This is a genomic window from Herpetosiphon geysericola (genome assembly GCF_001306135.1).
Lineage (GTDB): Bacteria > Chloroflexota > Chloroflexia > Chloroflexales > Herpetosiphonaceae > Herpetosiphon > Herpetosiphon geysericola.
In genome coordinates, this window is the sequence record NZ_LGKP01000010.1 from 69,097 (window position 1) to 86,722 (window position 17,626).

Annotated in this window: 19 protein-coding genes; 10 read left to right on the plus strand and 9 right to left on the minus strand. The window is 53.9% G+C overall.

Features of this window, described 5'->3' with window-relative positions:
* Nucleotides 1-62 precede the first annotated feature (62 nt).
* The 10 genes from SE18_RS05085 (at nucleotide 63) to SE18_RS05130 (ending at nucleotide 7,693) form a co-directional block, all read left to right on the plus strand.
* Nucleotides 63-1,499, plus strand: a complete 1,437-nt coding sequence (locus SE18_RS05085) for a helix-turn-helix domain-containing protein (RefSeq protein WP_054533344.1) — start codon at nucleotides 63-65, stop codon at nucleotides 1,497-1,499.
* Nucleotides 1,489-1,848: a hypothetical protein gene (locus tag SE18_RS05090; RefSeq protein ID WP_054533345.1), complete on the plus strand. Its 360-nt coding sequence runs from the start codon at nucleotides 1,489-1,491 to the stop codon at nucleotides 1,846-1,848. The genes SE18_RS05085 and SE18_RS05090 overlap by 11 nt, the downstream gene beginning before the upstream one ends.
* Complete coding sequence (locus tag SE18_RS05095) at nucleotides 1,826-2,467, plus strand: hypothetical protein (RefSeq protein ID WP_054533346.1); 642 nt, start codon at nucleotides 1,826-1,828, stop codon at nucleotides 2,465-2,467. Before SE18_RS05090 ends, SE18_RS05095 begins: the two co-directional genes overlap by 23 nt.
* A complete protein-coding gene (locus SE18_RS05100; protein ID WP_054533347.1) occupies nucleotides 2,464-3,261 on the plus strand; it encodes a DNA-methyltransferase in 798 nt (265 codons plus the stop codon). The genes SE18_RS05095 and SE18_RS05100 overlap by 4 nt, the downstream gene beginning before the upstream one ends.
* Before the next feature lie 31 nt (nucleotides 3,262-3,292).
* Nucleotides 3,293-3,901: a hypothetical protein gene (locus SE18_RS05105; RefSeq protein WP_054533348.1), complete on the plus strand. Its 609-nt coding sequence runs from the start codon at nucleotides 3,293-3,295 to the stop codon at nucleotides 3,899-3,901.
* Nucleotides 3,902-3,972: 71 nt separating this feature from the next.
* Entirely contained in the window at nucleotides 3,973-4,968 is a 996-nt protein-coding gene (locus tag SE18_RS05110) for a ParM/StbA family protein (RefSeq protein WP_054533349.1), read from the plus strand.
* Nucleotides 4,969-4,987: 19 nt separating this feature from the next.
* Entirely contained in the window at nucleotides 4,988-5,335 is a 348-nt protein-coding gene (locus tag SE18_RS05115; protein ID WP_054533350.1) for a hypothetical protein, read from the plus strand.
* Nucleotides 5,336-5,344: 9 nt separating this feature from the next.
* On the plus strand, nucleotides 5,345-5,860 hold the full coding sequence (locus SE18_RS05120) for a hypothetical protein (RefSeq protein ID WP_054533351.1): 516 nt from the start codon (nucleotides 5,345-5,347) through the stop codon (nucleotides 5,858-5,860).
* 1 nt (nucleotide 5,861) lies between these two features.
* On the plus strand, nucleotides 5,862-7,088 hold the full coding sequence (locus SE18_RS05125) for a type IV secretory system conjugative DNA transfer family protein (RefSeq protein WP_054533352.1): 1,227 nt from the start codon (nucleotides 5,862-5,864) through the stop codon (nucleotides 7,086-7,088).
* Nucleotides 7,089-7,099: 11 nt separating this feature from the next.
* A complete protein-coding gene (locus SE18_RS05130; protein WP_054533353.1) occupies nucleotides 7,100-7,693 on the plus strand; it encodes a TRADD-N-associated membrane domain-containing protein in 594 nt (197 codons plus the stop codon).
* 50 nt (nucleotides 7,694-7,743) lie between these two features.
* Here the strand turns inward: SE18_RS05130 and SE18_RS05135 are convergent, their stop codons facing one another.
* The 9 genes from SE18_RS05135 to SE18_RS05175 all read right to left on the minus strand — a co-directional run bounded on the left by SE18_RS05135 (nucleotide 7,744) and on the right by SE18_RS05175 (nucleotide 17,600).
* Nucleotides 7,744-9,267, minus strand: coding sequence for a hypothetical protein (locus SE18_RS05135; protein ID WP_152976554.1), 1,524 nt, complete (start codon nucleotides 9,265-9,267; stop codon nucleotides 7,744-7,746).
* Nucleotides 9,268-9,495: 228 nt separating this feature from the next.
* Nucleotides 9,496-11,349, minus strand: a complete 1,854-nt coding sequence (locus SE18_RS05140) for a hypothetical protein (protein ID WP_054533355.1) — start codon at nucleotides 11,347-11,349, stop codon at nucleotides 9,496-9,498.
* Between the two features lies 1 nt (nucleotide 11,350).
* A complete protein-coding gene (locus SE18_RS05145) occupies nucleotides 11,351-14,242 on the minus strand; it encodes a hypothetical protein (protein ID WP_152976555.1) in 2,892 nt (963 codons plus the stop codon).
* Between the two features lie 196 nt (nucleotides 14,243-14,438).
* Nucleotides 14,439-14,924 carry a hypothetical protein gene (locus SE18_RS05150; protein ID WP_054533357.1) on the minus strand — a complete coding sequence of 162 codons (486 nt, stop codon included), beginning with the start codon at nucleotides 14,922-14,924 and terminating at the stop codon, nucleotides 14,439-14,441.
* 22 nt (nucleotides 14,925-14,946) lie between these two features.
* Complete coding sequence (locus tag SE18_RS05155) at nucleotides 14,947-15,918, minus strand: phage tail tube protein (protein ID WP_054533358.1); 972 nt, start codon at nucleotides 15,916-15,918, stop codon at nucleotides 14,947-14,949.
* 33 nt (nucleotides 15,919-15,951) lie between these two features.
* Nucleotides 15,952-16,218, minus strand: a complete 267-nt coding sequence (locus SE18_RS05160; protein ID WP_054533359.1) for a hypothetical protein — start codon at nucleotides 16,216-16,218, stop codon at nucleotides 15,952-15,954.
* Nucleotides 16,219-16,239: 21 nt separating this feature from the next.
* A complete protein-coding gene (locus SE18_RS05165; RefSeq protein ID WP_054533360.1) occupies nucleotides 16,240-16,683 on the minus strand; it encodes a hypothetical protein in 444 nt (147 codons plus the stop codon).
* A complete protein-coding gene (locus SE18_RS05170) occupies nucleotides 16,684-17,238 on the minus strand; it encodes a head-tail connector protein (RefSeq protein ID WP_054533361.1) in 555 nt (184 codons plus the stop codon).
* A gap of 5 nt (nucleotides 17,239-17,243) precedes the next feature.
* Nucleotides 17,244-17,600 carry a hypothetical protein gene (locus SE18_RS05175; RefSeq protein ID WP_054533362.1) on the minus strand — a complete coding sequence of 119 codons (357 nt, stop codon included), beginning with the start codon at nucleotides 17,598-17,600 and terminating at the stop codon, nucleotides 17,244-17,246.
* Between the last annotated feature and the right edge of the window lie 26 nt (nucleotides 17,601-17,626).

Below are 17,626 nucleotides of genomic sequence, written 5' to 3' on the forward strand. Positions count from 1 at the left end.
CGGGCATTGGTCAGGGGTTTGGGATAGTGCAATGATAGCACATCCCCCAAGGACTACGCAACATGGGCTGGAAATTAATCAAACTGGTGGTACGTGCAAGCAAAGCAAGCAAGGGAGCCTATGCGCTGTTGCAAGCCTTGGCCATCTTCGCTGATGACAACGGATTTGCATGGCCAGGTATCGCCACGTTGGCGGCTTATTGTCGGCTATCGGAGCGGCAGATCCAGCGGCTGCTCAAAGAGTTGGTAGCATCGGGCGAAATTACGATCGTTCCGAACGCTGGCAAGCATCGCACCAACGGATACCAGATCAATATTGCCAAGCTGGAGCAAACCGATCGAGAGGGTGACATGCCGGAGCATGCTGAGCATGGGGATGGTGACATTTCAGACGATCAGCCGGATTTAGATGGTGACATTTTGGCCGATCCGGTCGATCTGGATGGTGACATTTCGGCGGATGATGGTGACATTTTAGGGGATCAGCCCGATCCGATGGTGACATTTTCAGGGGGGATGGTGACATTTTCGCAAGAAAATAGCCAAAAATGTCACCCTAATCATGTTAATACCATGGTAAATCCACCACCACCATGCGACAAGGATGAATTTTTCGGCGATCGCGATCCGGTTGAGTTGCTGGAGCAACAATCCGCGGATGATCTCGACGAGTCGGATTGGGTCGGGGGTGGGGATGCATACGCATACGATGAGGCAGAGCCGGATGTTTGGGTTGAACGCCAAACGGTGATCCCGCGATCGATGCCAAAAATCCCCGATCGGTTAGCGGGGTTGGTTGGTGGTGGGGAATGGCAAGCATCGGAGTATGAACGATCACGGGTTACCGATGCTGATCGCGGTTTGGGTGGTGGCTCCCCCCATGTTGCGGCGCCCCCCCAAATGTCACCCTCTCCGGCTCCAGCTCCAGCATGGTCAATGCAGTGGCCGGAGGCTCGGAAGATTCTCGTCGATCAGTTTGAAATTAAATCCGTGGAGCGCTTCCGCGATCTTGGCATCCCGTATGAGTTGATTATCAAGCAAGCCAAGGCATTAGCCAAAACAGGCGGCGGCCCAGGCGCGATTATCTGGTGGTTCAAACAGCCGGAGAATGTGGAACATCTCCGCGCGGAGGCAACCAAGCCACCACCACCGCCTCCAGCTCCTCAGCGGCAAATCGAAGATCGTAGCCCTTCGATGGATGCACTCGACAAAATTCCCCCGGATTGGGCTGATCCGGCTGCATGGTTGCGCATTAGCTGGCAACTACGGGCCAAACTCAAGCATGCGGTTATTGAAAACGGATGGCCGTGGCTGGATAGCCGGGGAATCCGGCAGCTCGTCGATAGCAAGTACCGGGAGGAGACGATCGAGCTACTGGAGGCATCGGGCATCGAGCCAATGCCACCACCACCGCCTCCAGCCCAACGGCCAGCAGCGGAGTTAATCCGCTCCCACTACCCGGCCTTACTCAAAAAGGGAGGCAACGACAATGCCGCCTAAAACCTATGAATCGATCAACGAATGGCTGGGCGCAATGGATCGGGCGTTGGTTATGGCCGATCGGTTGTTCGTCGATTATCGACAGCGTGACGCGATCGGATTGATCCTCGATCAGCTTACGAAAATTCGCGCGCTGGAGCTGGAGCTTAATCCCTCGATCGCGATCGTGCAATGCAAATCATGCGGCGCTGATATTTACTGGGGATTGACTGTCAATGGCAAGCGATGCCCATACAACACGATCGGAGGTCGGCCAACAAAGGAAAGTCATTTCTCCACCTGCCCTAGTGCGTCGGAACATTCAAAAAAACAGAGGAGGGCAACCAATGGCAACGGAAATCACCATTGATCTCAAGGCCGTCAAGCTGGAGACGCTGGCCACGATCTTGGGCGCGTTAGTTCATGGGCCACTCTATGGCCTCTCGAAATTTTCATGCAAACTCACGCCTCCAGCAGTGGGGGATGCAGAGGCAGAGGACATGATCGATCAGATTCAATCGATCATCGAAAGTACCCGGAGCATCGAAGCAAAGATCACGACCAAGCATAGCCGGACGGTTTACGGCGCGGCGGCTCCAGCGCAATCGACGATGATTGGCCACTTGGCCCAATCCCCAATCCCCGATGATTCGGATGACGAGGATGAGTCGGATAGTGATGATCGCGCTCCCGTTGATCCGGGCGATGATTTGGCCACGGCGTTAGGGAAACAGCTGCAAGAAATCCGAACGTGGGCGCGGAGCAATCGGCCATCACAAGTCACGCCGGAACAGGTCGCAATCTGGAGGACTCGACTGCATAACCTCCGGCTGCGGGTGGATGAGCATGACGATCTGGATCATCTGCATCCGCTGATCGATAAAACCATGAGCCAATTATTTCATCTGGAGCAACGATCGCGAGCGCTAGACCATGATTTAGGCGATAGCGCGGATGAATCGGCTAGCGATGCGCCGGAGGCCTCATGAGCCTTAGCCTTCCAAAACCCTTTTACCAAGACGACTTTGTGACGATCTATAACGCGGATTGTCGGGACGTGTTGCCAGCACTGGAGGATCGCGCGATCGGGGTGACGATCACTGACCCCCCGTATGAATCAGAAGCCCATACCAAACAGGTCAATTTGTCGGATCACCTGGCCAGCAAAAAAACTACACGGATCGAACAAACCGATCTCGCATTTGCTCCCATTACGCCGGAGCTACGGGATTTCGTGGCCAAGCAAGTGGCTCGGGTAACGCAACGATGGAGCTTGACGTTTTGTCAAGCGGAGGCGCTGCACTTGTGGCGGGATGCCTATCAACGCTATGGCCATAGGTACATCCGTACTGGCATCTGGATCAAACTGGGTGCGCAGCCACAAACCACGGGCGATCGTCCAGCACAAGGCTTCGAGCCATTCGTGATTCATCATCAGCCACAAAGGCCCCGCTGGAATGGCGGCGGCAAATCGGCGATCTACTCACACGCGGTCAATAAGGCTCGCAAAAAGACAGATCACAAGACCAAAAAACCGCTTGATCTGATGAAGGAATTGGTAGCGCTCTATACCGATCGCGATGAACTGATTTTGGATTGTTTCGCCGGATCGGGCCAAACGGGGATTGCGGCCAAGCTGCTCCAGCGCCGATGCATCCTGATTGAGCAAGATCTCCAGTGGTGTACGCGGATGGCCGTGGAGCTGACCAAAACTCATCCAACTATGGGATTAATTGATTTTCGGGCTATTCGCAAATCACAACAACGGATGGAGGTAGCGTGATGGTTGCCTCTTACTTAAAGGAAGGTGCTGTATGCAAATTACCAAAATTGTGGTGGAAGTGGCGGAAACATTCAACTTAGGCGATTACAACAACACGCGACCAGCGATCAGTATTCATGCTGATCTGCATCCAGGGGATGACGTGGATGCCGTGATCCAACAGCTCTATCAAAAAGGGCGGGAGCATATTGAGTCCCGGATCGATGCATCCTTGATGGTGCATGGCCAGCCGCCAAAGTTTTATACGGGCGATCGGTTTGATATTTGGATCGCAAAAAAGTTAAAGCTAGTCGTGGTTATGCCGTCGGTGTTGGGCGATGAAGATACTAAACCGGAGCCACGCTACATCATGGAAAAACATGGGATGCGGAATCCGATCTGGTCACTCGTTGCCAGAGAATGGCCAGAATTTGATTTGCTCAACAAAGCGAATAAGGCAATTGATGCCCATATCAACCATCGCGATAGTTTGGTTTTGAGTCCAGAAGCCTACCCATGGATCGCGATACGCTCCAGCTATCCGGAGTTTCAAACGGAGCTTGATCAGCGATTCGCAGCCTATGAAGCGGCGATCGCAGCTCCAGCGCCTCCAGCTTCCGATTCGACACCCAACGATCAAAATGATGCCATTCCATTCTAGTCAACAAAAAACCGCCGGAGCTGGTGCATAGCTCTGGCGGCCTCATCCCTTATGAAAGGAACCCACGTATTATGACAACGATAGCATACAAATCAATCGGGATCAACGCTGGCCATGGGTATACGAAAGTTGCTGGAATTACGAGCGATGGTCGGATGGTGGAGGTTCGCCTCCCTAGCCAACTGTCTCCAGCTTCAGCGGTGGTAACAGGTGCAATTAGCATGCGACGGCAAATCTATGTTGGGGGGAATGGGTTTTGGGTTGGGGAGGATGCCAGCGGAGCCAATCCTCGCACTGACCTCACACAAGGGCGATTAGATGATCCGGTGCTCATTCCGGCCCTAGTTCGGAAGGGCTGGGCGCTGCTTGGCTCGGAGCTGGCACCAAATGGATTTTATGTGAGTTGCCTTCCGGCAACATGGGCCATGGATCAAGCGCTTTGTGGCAAGCTGGCTGGCAAACTCCGCTATGCCGGGGTTGATCGGGCTAATTCCATTCGCATCATTCCGGAGCCATTGGGCCTAGCCTATGATCAACTCTTGGATGTTCATGGTCAGTCATCCAGCACCTTTGCAGCGCTGGAGCATGGGATCATCCTCGTTGTGGATATTGGCCACAATACGCTTGATTTTATTGTGCTCAATCGCATGGTTCCGATGGCTGATAGCTTAGAAAGCTATGGGCTTGGCACATCGGGGGCGCTAAACATGATCCGCGCTCGGCTCAGCGCTCGGTATGATCGCCCGTTCTCAGTCTATGAAACTGATCTAGCGATTCGCTCCGGCTCGGTTATGGTCGCGGGGCAAGCACGCGATCTCTATGATGGGTGGGATGCGCCGATCGGCGTGTTGGCCAATGACATTGTGGCCACGTTGGCCAGCACAATCAAAAGCGGCGCGCAATTCGATGCGATCCTTATTGGTGGTGGTGGTGCTGAACTGGGGCAAATCACCACAGCAATCCGCGATCGCTATCAGCATGCGATCGTCGTCGAAGATCCCCAAGGGGCGATCGCTCGGGGTTGTGCCAAGCTAGGTGCTCGATTGGCGGCAAAACATGCCGCGTAATGAGGTTCGCGGTGCTCGCATGTCTGATGCGCTCTTCAACGAGATCGAGGCATGCGGCGGCGGGAATTTTTCGGCGGGGGTCAAAGCATTGGCCTTGGTGGCGTTGGCTCAATTGAGCCGCGCCACCGATCCCTACCATGCTGATATTTATAAGCTCCTCGCTGAACCGCTCGATCCCGATGTTGCTAAGGCGTTGCGGGGTTTGGTTATACCAACGTATAACCATGGTTATACCACATCACCCGCTATGCCTCTGGTTCCGGTTCCGGGTTCTGATATGGCTCCACAAGCGCAAAATAGCATGCTGGAACCGCCGGAACCGGAACCAAAACCCGATCCCTTTGCTGCTTTAGGCTTTGATTTTTAGAGGTGTTTTATGGGCTTGTCGAATCGCAATCTTAACGATACGGATGCCACCACAACCCGGGCGGCTACGGTTGCGCCTCCCCTCTCGCGGGATCTGATTGACGATCTCTTGCCATGGCTGCGCGTTCTTTTTGGCGCGTCGTTTGTGGCCTATTGTGCGCTCTCAACGCTGTTTGGGGTACATACGGATGCAGTAGAGATTCTGGCCGCATATGCCACGACTATCCAGCATTGGGTTGGGTTATCGCTCGATCCGATAGGCTACATCCTCGGGGTGGTGGTGGCGTTGGTCGTGTTTGTTGGGGAGGTATCGACAGCGGAGCGCTATCCAAAGTTGTACCTGGGCTTTTTGGCGATCGATGTGTACTACTCATTTACGTGGAGCCATGTGATCACGCGGTTTGTGATTAGTGATCGCATTTGGGCTGCCTCCGTGGTAGAATGGCTAGCAGCGTTTGTGATGGCTACTTTAGTGGCCTACTACGGCGAAGTGATCCTATTTGGTCGCCGCCGATCGGGGGTATAACATGCCACAGGACGATCAACCCGTTGTACTCATGTTTTTTATTATGCTGGCCGCTATTTTGGCTGTTTTGGGCCTGATGGTGGGCGCATCAAAACTGATCCGGTGGCGGCGCGCCAATGGGAGCGTGATCGCGCATCTTATCCGGCTGGCCTTTGCCCAACTTGGATCACTGGTTCGACGGGTGATCGTCCCTCCGGCTCCCTCGTTTGTGGGTGGTTCACCACCACCAACCCCTACCGATCATCGACGAGTACCGCGCGAAAAATCGATCGCGCCTCCCCCTGTTGCTCCAGCTCCAGCTCCGGCAATCACGCTGGAGGCTTTACCCATTTTAGGGTTGCCTGCGCTTGCATCGATGCTGCAAGAAATCCCCCATGTTGCCATTATCGGTAACACGAACGCAGGAAAAACCACGTTAGCGGAGGCCTTGATCCGGCTGCTGGATGGTCAGTTCGCGATCGTTGATCCAAAGTGGCGTTTATTCGATCCGCCGAAGTGGGGCGGGTTGCCTGCTGCCAAGCTGGATGTAGAGGGAGCCTATAGTGAGATCGCTACGTTTTTTGGTGATCTCTGGACTGATTTTCGTAAGCGCCGGATTCGGGGCCAAACTGAAGCAAACGCGATCTATACTCCACTGTGGATTGTATGGGATGAGATTAACGACACGATCGAAGAGCTGCAAAACGCCGGGGTTTACCTTCGGCGCTGGGCGCGTGTTGGTCGCGAATATGGCTATAAATTGATGATCTTCCCCCAAAGCGATCGCGTGGGTGCATTAGGCCTAGAAGGGCATGGGGACGTGCGCGATCAGTTCTGTTGGATTTACTTAGGCGATGATGCACGATCGCAGATCGAAAAATTACGCAAGGTCGGAACGATCAGCACTGCTCAGGCGCTGGATCTGAGCAATCAGGCCTATCCCTCGATCATGGAGCATGCTGGCAAGTGGTTTGGCATTGATCGCAGCGCCGCGCTAGAATTGCTCGGCATGCCACTCAATCCCGATCGGGCGTGGGTTGCTCCGGCGGTTCCGGTTCCGGATGATTCGGCGGAGGTTCTGGATGCTCCAGCAGCTCCAGCAGCTGGGGAACCGTCGATCGTGCAAGTTGCGGCCATCCGGTGGTGGCTGACCAATGAGCCAACGATCCAAGCCTCGGAGATTGTCCGGCGGCTCGGGGTTAATAAGAAAAATGGATTGCGCTGGGTTCGGGAGATTGACAGTTATTAGGGGGGGGTTGAATGACTGACTTACAACGGGTTTTGATTCCTATTATTGCATTTCTTCTATCGTTTTCTGTACCTGGATTAATTAGACTGATCGAAGATATAATTAGCCAAAAAATAAGAAGCTATCGGATCGAAAGTGCAGATAAAAAAGCATCGGAGAATCCAGAAAAAATAAAACCTTCATGGGATGCGGCCCGAATTAGGCTAGAGTCTTATTTCGATATAAATATTGCACAAACAAGATCGATTTATAGATTAAGTCTTACCGCAATGGTTAGTGGATTTGGTATTGTTGTTTTAGGCATCGTCCAATATTTTAAGACCGATAATGCTACTCCTACAATCCTTGCAGGAGTGGGGGGAATTATTACGGAGATTATTGGAGCAACCTTTATGGTTATGTATAAATCAACGATGGAACATGCGAGTAACTACATAAAGACGCTTGAGCGCATGAATTCCGTAGGCATGGCCATGCAAATCCTCGATACGATGCCCGATGATACCGATCAACAGCGCGAACTCAGAAACACGACTAAAACAGAGGTGATTAAAATATTGATGCAACAAGCCCATGCTGGAGAACCTCCTACTAAACAAACCTAATAGCTATCATTATTCAAAAGCCCGATCAGCGATTGATCGGGCTTTTTTTATTACTTCAAATTTTCGCGCCGTGCCTGATAACTGGCCATCCTCGGTGATCGCGCATCGGGCGATATGCTGACGCTCGGGAGCTTGCTCCGGTCGCTGGCATCCACGCTGACACTGGCAATCACAAACGCGCGGCCTTTGCCTGATGCAGTAGAGAAGCCAAACGGGCCAGCGCTGATGATCGCGGTATCGCCGGGTCGGACAATGTAGGCTGGCATGGCCACACCCTGCGGCGTGTACACATAGTCGATCGGCATCGAGCCATACGCTCCGCTATCAACGGCATCCGCTGCGGCCACGTCGCGCATGGCTAGCGCAGTGGCGGGTTGATCGGTATCAACGGTGATCGCCAAATCGCGCCGGAGGTTAATCTGCTGGCGATCGGCAGTGTTGATCGTGGGAGCTGTGCGGCGGGTGGTTCCGGCTGCATCCGCATAGATCGCATAGACCGCGTTGGCCGATTGCTCCAGATCACGCTCCAGCGGCGGCATGCCATAAATAAACCATTGCCGGCCACCGGTTCCGCGCGGCCTGAAATACGCTTGCAAATCCTCCCAAATCGCAAACTCCCAACGGCGGGTAGAGCTATCACCATAGAGGAGCAGATGCTGGACGATCGCAAGGTGGCGCATATCCTCGTAGACCTCATTTCGGAGATCAACGCCTTGGCTCTGGAGGCCTGCGCTCGACGTGTTGACCCAATCCGGATTCTCAGTCGCGATATGCGCGGCCAAATCGATCAAGATCTCCCTTGCATCGACGGTTCCGGTGGTGGTGGTTTTGAGGCGTTGGCCCGTTACCTCCAGATACACATCCCCGGTTTCACCTTCCCAAACGCGCGATACGGAATCTGCGGCTAGGTGCGCATACTGAAATACGGCGGTAAACGTTGTACCAGTGGTGGCGGTTACGGTCACTTCCTCCGGATTTGTCCCCCCGATCGCGAGTTTATTCCCGACGGCGATCCCGGTCATGCTGGCTGGGGTCACGGTGCGGGTTCCGGCCACGATCCCGGTTCCCAACGTAGTAGCCGCTTGATTCAAGTAGCAATTGAACATGAGCACATCGCACGGCGTAAGGTTACTAATGGCGATCGTGCCACTTTGCAGCGCGCCGTTACCGTTCAAGCTCCAGACCGTGCTTTGGAATGTGAGCGCGCCGCCAACATAGTTATAGCGTGAGAGGCTGGCTACCCATGTAGAATTTGGGGCCAAAAACTTATAGGCCGCGCCTTCGATGGATGTCCACTGGCGGCGGGAGCTATCAGGAATTGAGCACATCAGGCTCCCAATATGGGCAAGGTCGCACGCATCGCCGCCGGATGGAGCAATATACAAACGCTGATCGGTCTCAATCGAGTAGCGTTCCGCGTCGCGGCCACTCAACTGGATAGTGCTCACGCTCATCCAATCTCCATACTTGGTAGTGCTCCAGCGCGCGGTATACAACAAATCTTGGTAGCTAGAGGCTGCTCCATATGCGTTTATATCCAGCGTGCCTGGACCGATCGCAGGATCACGGATCATGCCCTCCCATAAGACCATGCCTTTTGATGTAATCCGCAACCATGCGGTGCGTCGTCGATACCAAGTGACTTGCTCCTCTTCGGAGATCGCGATCGTGGCCAGTTTAGCCGTTTCAAATCCGATCTCGGAGCACGTCCACGACGCGCTGGTGCGCGTCGTGTAATCGGCGATTAATTTCCCCCCTTTGATCGGGGGCTTGTCGAATATCAGGATCGCATCCATGCTGGATTACTCCGGAACCGGATAGGCTGGCAAACGTTGGCCAAACAGATCCCACTGCTCAATCGTGACGGCTCCGGTTAAGTAGGTTCTCCACTTGTTCCCGTTCATGCCCAACATGAGACCCCATAACTGGTTGCCTGCCATATTGACGATCGGGCTTGTCCAGTAGGAAATTGGGCTGTCGATTGCTGGAGCAGCATTAACAGCGGCCACGGCGGGAGCGCGATCACTTAGCAATTGATGATCGAGCACAATCGAATTAAAGTTATAGGTTGAGCTGCCCAGATCAATGCTATCCAGTTGCACGATCGTGGCTCCGGGTTGCATATGGATGAACGCGGATGGATTAATATCAAACGTTCCGGAGGCGGCGGTGGCTTGAACCGCGATCCGATACTTCGCCGCTGCGCGGCGTTTGGCGATGGCTGCGCGGCCAATCAAGTACCATGTTGGGGTTGAGGCTCCAGCAGCAATGATCTTTTTGTCACTTTCGGCGATCTGAAGGGTTGTGCTATCAGCAAATTCGATCCACACCGTGAAGCTGGTTGAGCCGGAATTATTCCGACATCCCAAAAATGCATTCAGCATGCCCTTCCATCCGGTGCTGCCATAGGGCATGTTTTGCCACGGTGTGCGCGCTACCCCGGTTCCGGCTGGAGTATAACGGAGCGTGTTTCCACCAAAGGCCTCAATTTCACCATTGAGGCTAAAGGGTGCGCTCACAGCGGTTTGCCAGTAATCATACTCCAGCTCATAAAAGCCGCTCGGCTGGCGATCGCTGAAGATCAAAAAACATGAGGGGTGACGATAATCCACTTGGCCACCACCACGGGCTAGCGTGATTTTGACCGGGCTAAGATGGGCATGGCTCACAGGCCATAGCGCATAGCTCAGATCAGGGCTACCTCCCGTTGCAAACGGGGTTCCGTTCGTTTGCTCGCTATAGGTTCGGTGCCATCCGTCGTCGATGCCTGAACCAGACACCACAAGGATCTCGCCAATCCGGAGCTTGGCCGCTGCATTGCCACCAAAGATCTGAAAATAGAGATAGGCGGTGACGGTGGACGTGGGGAGTAACGTGACCCGGGTACGAACGCCACCACCGATCGGCGTGGTTGAGACGGCCAGCGGCTGGATATTGCTATAGGTGGAGCCATTCCACAACAGCACGCGAACATCGGTGATACTGGCATCGGCTGAAATATCCATGCTAATCGTTACTGGTTGGCCAATGGTTAGGCTGATTGGCATAGAGGTAATGCGAAAATTTGCATCGGCTCCGGAGCTTTTGGTTAATTCAATGTATCCATTGCCACCATAGGGCATTGTAGCGGGTACATGGGCCACCGTTACGCCGGATGCTACCACGGTTGGCGCGCTAGCCCATGCCGTGCCACTGGCTAAATTCTCATAGACCCATCCCGTATGGAAGAGCACGGTATGGGTCAGATTAACCACCACATCCACCTTGCCTGTGGTTACAATGTGATCATAGTAGTTTGCGGGGAGGAATCCGGCTGGATTCCATCCCTTGACTGCGCACGTCAGCAGTTTGGCGGGGTTGCTCCCCTTCATGGTCACGTCAAGCAAGACCATGGAGACATCCTCTCCAGCGGCAAACCGGGCGGCTTGCTGGAGAATGTCATTTAAGATATTGAGGTTGGCCGCGCACTGCGCAGCGGTAGCCCCTTTGATGCGCGCAGGGATCGCAACATCAGCCAAGGTATAGCCGTTGGCAGTCGCGGAGACATCCCCGGGTTGCCAACCCTCGCCAAGCATCGACGAGGCCACGTTGTCCGTGAATGTGAACGATTTTAGCCCATCGGCGGTGCGGAGCCGGAGAAACAAATTAGCAGGCATCCTAGCCTCCCATGAATTTTTTGCGTTTGTCGTCGCGTGCCATTTCGGCCATGCTATCTTCATACATCCGCTGGAGATCGCCTCGGGCGGCGGCAACTTCGGCGCGTGGTGCGCCGTTGCCAAAGCTGGCATGCACAACAGCACGATTGTTAATCGTTGTGCGGGAGCTGCTCCCCACCATGGGGGCGCTAGGGATGCGCATATCTCCACCTCGTGGCATGGGCCGCGATGTTATGCGATCGTAGTCTTTGGCTTCCATGCGAGTGAGTACCCGCTCGCCTTTATGCAATTTGGCGATGTAGTTATCATACGGAACCCGAAACAATCCCCCGGCGTGTGACCCATCCACCTCACCACCACCGCTAGCACTCGCAGCGGTTCCGGCAGCGCTGGCCATGCGATCAAATCCGGCGATCATGGTATCGATGGCGCTGACGATGCGGCTCGTAAATTCATCCGTTTTGCCAGCGACTTCCTCCAGCGTTTCCTTGTAGTTGGCCAATAGATCATCTTGCGATTCTTTGAATCGTTGATCCTCGTCGGCCAGCTGCTCGTCGCGCTCTTTGGCCAGTTGATCCCCGCCATCCTCCAGCCGCTTGAGATCTTCCTGATCTTTCACGTCGTGGCGGCGGTCTAATTCCTTCTGATAATTCAGCTCATTTTGTAATCGCGCCTTTTGGGCTGCGTCCATCTCGTCGGTAACTTTTTGCTCCAGATCGGCGATCGCTGCGGCGCGATCCTCGTCGGCCTTGATCTGCTCGATCCGCATTTTGTACCACTCGTCGGCTACCTGTGGGCCTTTGGTCGCGGCCAGTTGCTGGGATTTCTCCCATGCTTCGGTTTCTTTCGCGATCGCGCGGGTTCTGGCCTCATCCTCCATACCTTTGAGGCTATCGAAGAAACTGAGCTGATCACCAAACTTATCCCGGTTGAATTTCTCCAGCGCGGCCAGCTGCTTTTTATAAAAATCATCCCAAATCGCTTGGCGGCGTTTGACATGATCTTGCTCCAGCTTCTCGGCCTGCTTGTTAAATTTTTCTTCGGTTTTTGCGATCCGTTCTTCGATCTTGGCCAATTCCTTCTCTTCGCGTTCGCGTTCCTTCACTTCCTCGGACTTGCCACCGCTCCCGTTGCGCTTACTGCCTGATCGGCCTTTCTTGGGCTTCTCATAGGCTGGCGTGAGATTGGGAGGATCTAAGGTGTAATCAATAGCTCCCTTGAGTTGCTTGGCTGCATTGATACCGGAGACACTGCCCAAACGGCCAGCAATCGCATTGTGAAGATTGATCCACTTGGCCACCATGGCATCGAGTACCGGGCCTTGCAATCCTAATTGATTGGTTAGGATGTTCATCGCATCGGCTTGGCTATAGGTTCCATCCATAACTCCAGCCATGACACTGTTGAGAATGTCATTTTGGGCGGCCAACTCTTCGGCGGCTAGTGCCTGATCAAGCGTCGTGTTGATCGCGTTGACCTGGCCCTCGCTCATTTCCCACTCGGCATCAGTCAGGGCAAATAGGGCATCCATGAGTGTGGCTGCGGAGCTGGTGGCCTCGTCGAATTTTTCGTTTGCCATCTCTTGGGCATCGGCATACCCAAAGGTGGTATTGGTGGTTTCGACATACTTCATTTCAAGCAGATCGAGCCGTCCCATGAGCGTTTCGGTGGTGATCTGATGTTCGTTGTAGGTATTTAGCAGTTCTGTGGTAGCTGCTGCGGCCTCTGGTGAGGCTGCGGCAATCTTGTTAATCTGTTTTTCCAGCCGATCCGTGCGATCGGCGGCGCTTTCACTCACGAGTGCAAGATTTCCAAGATTCATCGCGAAAGCCATTCCAATACCATCATCCGCGCGAATCTCATCCATGATATTTTTGAGATCGCGCATCTTCACGGCGGTATCATCCGCGCTAGCACCATTCGCAACCATCGCTTGCGCAGCTTCATACTGCGATTGCGAGAGTGCGGTGGTCTCCATTTTGGCGGCCTTCAGCGATTGGATATACTGGCTATAATCGGCTCCCGACTCCAGCGCCTGCGAATCCCCTTTCATTTTAGAAAAGTCGCCGCCACTCAGCAGCTCCTCTAAACCAACGCTGGCCAATCCCTGTAGCTCGTTTTTGGCGTTGATAATATCGGCCTTCAACTTCTGGAGGCTCGATCCCGCTTCCAAGCTGGAGTCTCCGACCTTCGCTAAAAATCCATCCCCTTGCTCTAGTACCGCGTTGAGCAGTGCTTGGCTTTTTTCAGCCTGATCCAGTTCGTTTGCGGTTTTACCCAATGATTTTGCCCAATCATCATAGACTTGGGTGAGGTTCAAGGTCAGGCCAGCATTATCCAAAATTTCCGGCTCGGCCTTAACAATCCCCTCCACAATATCACCGTACAGTTGCTTAATATCGCCACCATTGGCTTTTGCAGCAGCTCCGGCAATTTGTAGAATCTTCGGGAGTTCATTGGCCAGCTCGTCGCCACCTTGTAGCAAGGCCTTGTTTGCTCCAGCCATAAGGGTCACGTCGTCGATATAGCCCTTGCTGGCCGTGCGCATTTTGCCAAGCAATAAATCAGCTTGGACGTTTTCAGCTTCGGCCAGCTTTTGGTAGCTGGAGGCAATGCTATTAACCTTGTTGCCTTCTTCGACCCAATCTAAGGCCTTTTGTCCCGTTTCGATGATCGCGGTAACGCTGGCCACCTTCTCCAGTGTGCCAACAAATTGATCGACCTTGGAACTAGAGCGGCTGCTACTTTCCCCAATTCCATCGATCGCAGTGGAGGTTTTTTCAACGGATGATCCGGCCTTGCCCAAATCGTCAACAGCGTTAGCAACGCCCTTGATCGTTTTGGTTGCACCATCCTTGGCAATGATAATAATTTCGACTGGTTTTTTTGCCATGGTCATCCATGCTTTCGTTGTTCGTAGGCTGCCTTGTTCGCTCGGGCGTTCTGGAGGAGCCGGAACCGTTCGATCCAAATAGCCGGGCCTTCGGCTACTTGCCACGGCGGGATGCCCCATGTTTCAGCGGCTAGAAGTTCGATCACTCCCTCCGGTGGGACATCCTGCACATCATTGATCCAGAGTTCCAAGTCCTCTAGCCAAGCTGGGGGACGCTGGATTCCTCCAGATCATTCCAGACCATTGCATCGATCTGATCTTTGGTGGCCAGCTCCAGCGCTTCGGCAACGGGCGTGCCGTCGTCGGTCTGGAGTCGGGCCAAAACCCAATCTTCATATTCTTGGCGCGCATCCTCATAGGCACGATCCGCGTCGATGGTGGCGCGCCGGGCGGCCAGTAATTGGGCGCGTTGCTCCGGCGTAATCGCTTGCTCCAGCGTACTAATCGCGGTTGCAAGTTGGCTGCGCTCCTCATCGCCTGTTTTCGGATCGTCGCGTTGCGCCTCCAGATCGCGGATTTTGGTCAGGCCAATCTCATCACGGATCAGCTTCTCATCATCGACCATAAGCCGGAGAAACTTGAGGCTATCCGATATGGCATTGTTTAGGCGTTTGCGCTTGCGCTCTTGTTGCCAGCTCCCTGCGGCGCGCTCGTCGATTGGATGAAGGATTAATTTTGTCATAGCCTTGGCTATCCTCTCTTAACTAGGGCAACGCGGCCACGCTATTGGTATATTGTTGCTTGTGCCAATTGCCGAAGGTGCTGTTATATTGCGGGAGCACCTTCCACTTAAGCCCAATTGTTCCGTTGTTGACGTTCTCGAATAGCTTTTGGCCGGAGCCATCGATTACGCCACAGAAATCCACTTGGGCGATCGCGCTGGCCGCGCGTTGGGCCTTGAAGCGATATTGACGCTCGGCCTTGTCGCCACCTAAAACAGCATCGATCAACGCTTTCGACGTGGCATTGAGCACAGCGGTGATCTCCAGCTCAGCATCCCAACGGGCAACGGTATAATCAAACGGGCTAATATCACCTACCGCGTCATCCATATGGATGTTGGGAGTAAGTTTCAATACCGCTTTAAGCAACGTATTTGCGGCGGCGGTTGATCCCATCGTGCCACCGGCTGCATCAACATACATGGTCGTGTGATGGGCATAGGGAACAACTGGTACACGTTGGGTTAGGGCTGCTAACGATCCTAATGTTTCCACCTTCTTAACTGCGATCTCGTTTTTGATCATCCATGGCTTGCGTTTCTCGATCGTCAACTCGTAGCTCGTGACGAGACCACCGGATGCCTTATATAAGGCTCCGGCCATCCCGTACTCAAAACTGAGCGGCTTTGGGATATACAGGCCATCGGGAGCTGCATAGTCTCGCACGTAGGGGCCAGCTCCGCTAGGGGTCGCTGCGCCAAACATGTTATCGAGAAAATAACAATCATCTTGGACTGTCGATTTTCGCTCCAGCGTGATCTTGCCATCAATGTAAACGATCTCGCTGGATGTGGCTGGATTCAACGTCCCGATCGATTGCTCCCGCTCCAGCTCGGAGTTGGCCTCAAATTCAGCGCTCATCACTTCAAGCAATCGCGCTGTTGCAGGAACGAAGGTTCCCCATGTTGTTTCTTGGGCAACTTGTACCCGACGGAGATCAATTGGTAAGCCCATGGGCTACCTCCTAAAATTTGGGCTAGTGGCCGATTATTTGGCGCGGCGCTTGGGTTCTTCGATCGGCTTGGATTCGTCGGCTTTTTCAGGATCAGCATTCGGATCTGCCAGTGGGCCATCGGGTGGGCCGTCGGGTGGTGGTGGGTAATTGTCACCGGGCAAGGTATCAACATGGCGATAAATGCGCTCGGCTGGGCTAGTGCGATATGCCACCGGAATGGCGTTATATTCTTCGTCGCTCAAGTTGCGAGCTGGCACACCGGGGATAAATTCATCCGGGTTGTAATATTCGTAGGGCATGATCTACCTCTTTTATTCGTATTAGGCGGTTTGTTGCACCGTCGGAACAATGACTTGCAGCGCATACCAATCAATATCGTTGTATTTAATGGTGCGCAATCCGGTATAACGAATCTCGTCTGGCCCGGTAATCTCCACAAAGCCATTGAGCGTTTGGCCATCATCGCTTTGGTAGTATTCGCGGAGTGCATCCGCGCAATCCAAGGCCTTGACAATCAACTCTCCGCGCATGCCTGTAGCTGCTGGAGCGACAAAAACCGTAACGGTGTAGATGCTGCGGGTATCGTCGCTTTCGTTGATTGTTTCGCGCGTCCATGTGGCATCACCTGGCCACACTAAAACCATGGGGCAATCGACTTGGTTAAGCTGGGCTGGATAGTTGGCAACATCCGGCGCGGTCTTTACTCCGGTGATCCCCCGGTGGATTTCCTGCATGGCGTTGATTGTGTCAACTGATAGACCCATCTAAATAATCCTCCGGAGGTTCTGGAGCAGCATCCGTACATCGTTGGGGATACCCTTAGCAATGGTCACGGTTCCCATTTCGGGGTTGGCTACCACATCCATGAGTGGAGCCTCGATCGCCATCTTGTAGTAGTAACAGGCTAGGCGCGTGGCTGCCCGGGTGATCGTTTTTGGTGACTCCACGCTATAGGCCCAACGGCCAGCGATCGCCACCTCGTCATCTAATCCCACATTCCACGATCCTCCATTCAGTAAACGGATCGAGGTATACGGGATCTCGTTTCGAGGCTCCAGCCGATAGCTGGTCGGATCGAGCGTTTGGCCAGCAACGATCACACTGGTAACTTGGGCCAGCTCGTCGATGGTCAACGTTGCACCTTTGATCGCGGAGCTATCAAAGTAGCGGGTTGTATCCGCGCTGGCCTCGAACGTGCGGCCACACCACTGATCGATCGCATCCTGTGCCTCCGCGATCGCATCCTCGATCAGATCATTATCGGCGGTGCTCGTAATTTTGAGGATGGCGCGGCATCGCTCTAACGTGGTGTAGGCCATGATTTCTACTCCTCGGCTTTGATCTTCACTTCGACCGCGCGGCCTTGGGTAATTAACTTGGTGGCACGATCGGCATCAAACACGATCACAGAGCCTTTTTCATAAAAGGCTTCGTCAGTTAAAACGCCACGATAGTCCTGCATAAAGCGAACGCTCACGCCGGATGGAGCGGGAGGATCAACGGCCACATATTCGATCGCCGGAACTGGAGGCGCTGCGGCCTCGGTTGGCTCGTCGATTGGATCAGCCTGATCGCTATCTTCAGCATTCAATGAGTTAAGCAGATCGATCGAGTCGGCCAGCGCTGGATCGGGTGCTAGCTCCACGGTGGTGGGGGTTGGTTGCAACTTTTTATTTGTCATATCAGCCTCTAGCTAGGGCGGCTCGC

What these genes read in the sequence shown, in the direction of transcription:
- SE18_RS05085 (WP_054533344.1), top strand. Translation starts at nt 63, where the DNA reads ATGGGCTGGAAATTAATCAAACTGGTGGTACGTGCAAGCAAAGCAAGC.
- SE18_RS05090 (WP_054533345.1), top strand. Translation starts at nt 1,489, where the DNA reads ATGCCGCCTAAAACCTATGAATCGATCAACGAATGGCTGGGCGCAATG.
- SE18_RS05095 (WP_054533346.1), top strand. Translation starts at nt 1,826, where the DNA reads ATGGCAACGGAAATCACCATTGATCTCAAGGCCGTCAAGCTGGAGACG.
- SE18_RS05100 (WP_054533347.1), top strand. Translation starts at nt 2,464, where the DNA reads ATGAGCCTTAGCCTTCCAAAACCCTTTTACCAAGACGACTTTGTGACG.
- SE18_RS05105 (WP_054533348.1), top strand. Translation starts at nt 3,293, where the DNA reads ATGCAAATTACCAAAATTGTGGTGGAAGTGGCGGAAACATTCAACTTA.
- SE18_RS05110 (WP_054533349.1), top strand. Translation starts at nt 3,973, where the DNA reads ATGACAACGATAGCATACAAATCAATCGGGATCAACGCTGGCCATGGG.
- SE18_RS05115 (WP_054533350.1), top strand. Translation starts at nt 4,988, where the DNA reads ATGTCTGATGCGCTCTTCAACGAGATCGAGGCATGCGGCGGCGGGAAT.
- SE18_RS05120 (WP_054533351.1), top strand. Translation starts at nt 5,345, where the DNA reads ATGGGCTTGTCGAATCGCAATCTTAACGATACGGATGCCACCACAACC.
- SE18_RS05125 (WP_054533352.1), top strand. Translation starts at nt 5,862, where the DNA reads ATGCCACAGGACGATCAACCCGTTGTACTCATGTTTTTTATTATGCTG.
- SE18_RS05130 (WP_054533353.1), top strand. Translation starts at nt 7,100, where the DNA reads ATGACTGACTTACAACGGGTTTTGATTCCTATTATTGCATTTCTTCTA.
- SE18_RS05135 (WP_152976554.1), bottom strand. Translation starts at nt 9,267, where the DNA reads ATGATCCGTGATCCTGCGATCGGTCCAGGCACGCTGGATATAAACGCA.
- SE18_RS05140 (WP_054533355.1), bottom strand. Translation starts at nt 11,349, where the DNA reads ATGCCTGCTAATTTGTTTCTCCGGCTCCGCACCGCCGATGGGCTAAAA.
- SE18_RS05145 (WP_152976555.1), bottom strand. Translation starts at nt 14,242, where the DNA reads ATGGCAAAAAAACCAGTCGAAATTATTATCATTGCCAAGGATGGTGCA.
- SE18_RS05150 (WP_054533357.1), bottom strand. Translation starts at nt 14,924, where the DNA reads ATGACAAAATTAATCCTTCATCCAATCGACGAGCGCGCCGCAGGGAGC.
- SE18_RS05155 (WP_054533358.1), bottom strand. Translation starts at nt 15,918, where the DNA reads ATGGGCTTACCAATTGATCTCCGTCGGGTACAAGTTGCCCAAGAAACA.
- SE18_RS05160 (WP_054533359.1), bottom strand. Translation starts at nt 16,218, where the DNA reads ATGCCCTACGAATATTACAACCCGGATGAATTTATCCCCGGTGTGCCA.
- SE18_RS05165 (WP_054533360.1), bottom strand. Translation starts at nt 16,683, where the DNA reads ATGGGTCTATCAGTTGACACAATCAACGCCATGCAGGAAATCCACCGG.
- SE18_RS05170 (WP_054533361.1), bottom strand. Translation starts at nt 17,238, where the DNA reads ATGGCCTACACCACGTTAGAGCGATGCCGCGCCATCCTCAAAATTACG.
- SE18_RS05175 (WP_054533362.1), bottom strand. Translation starts at nt 17,600, where the DNA reads ATGACAAATAAAAAGTTGCAACCAACCCCCACCACCGTGGAGCTAGCA.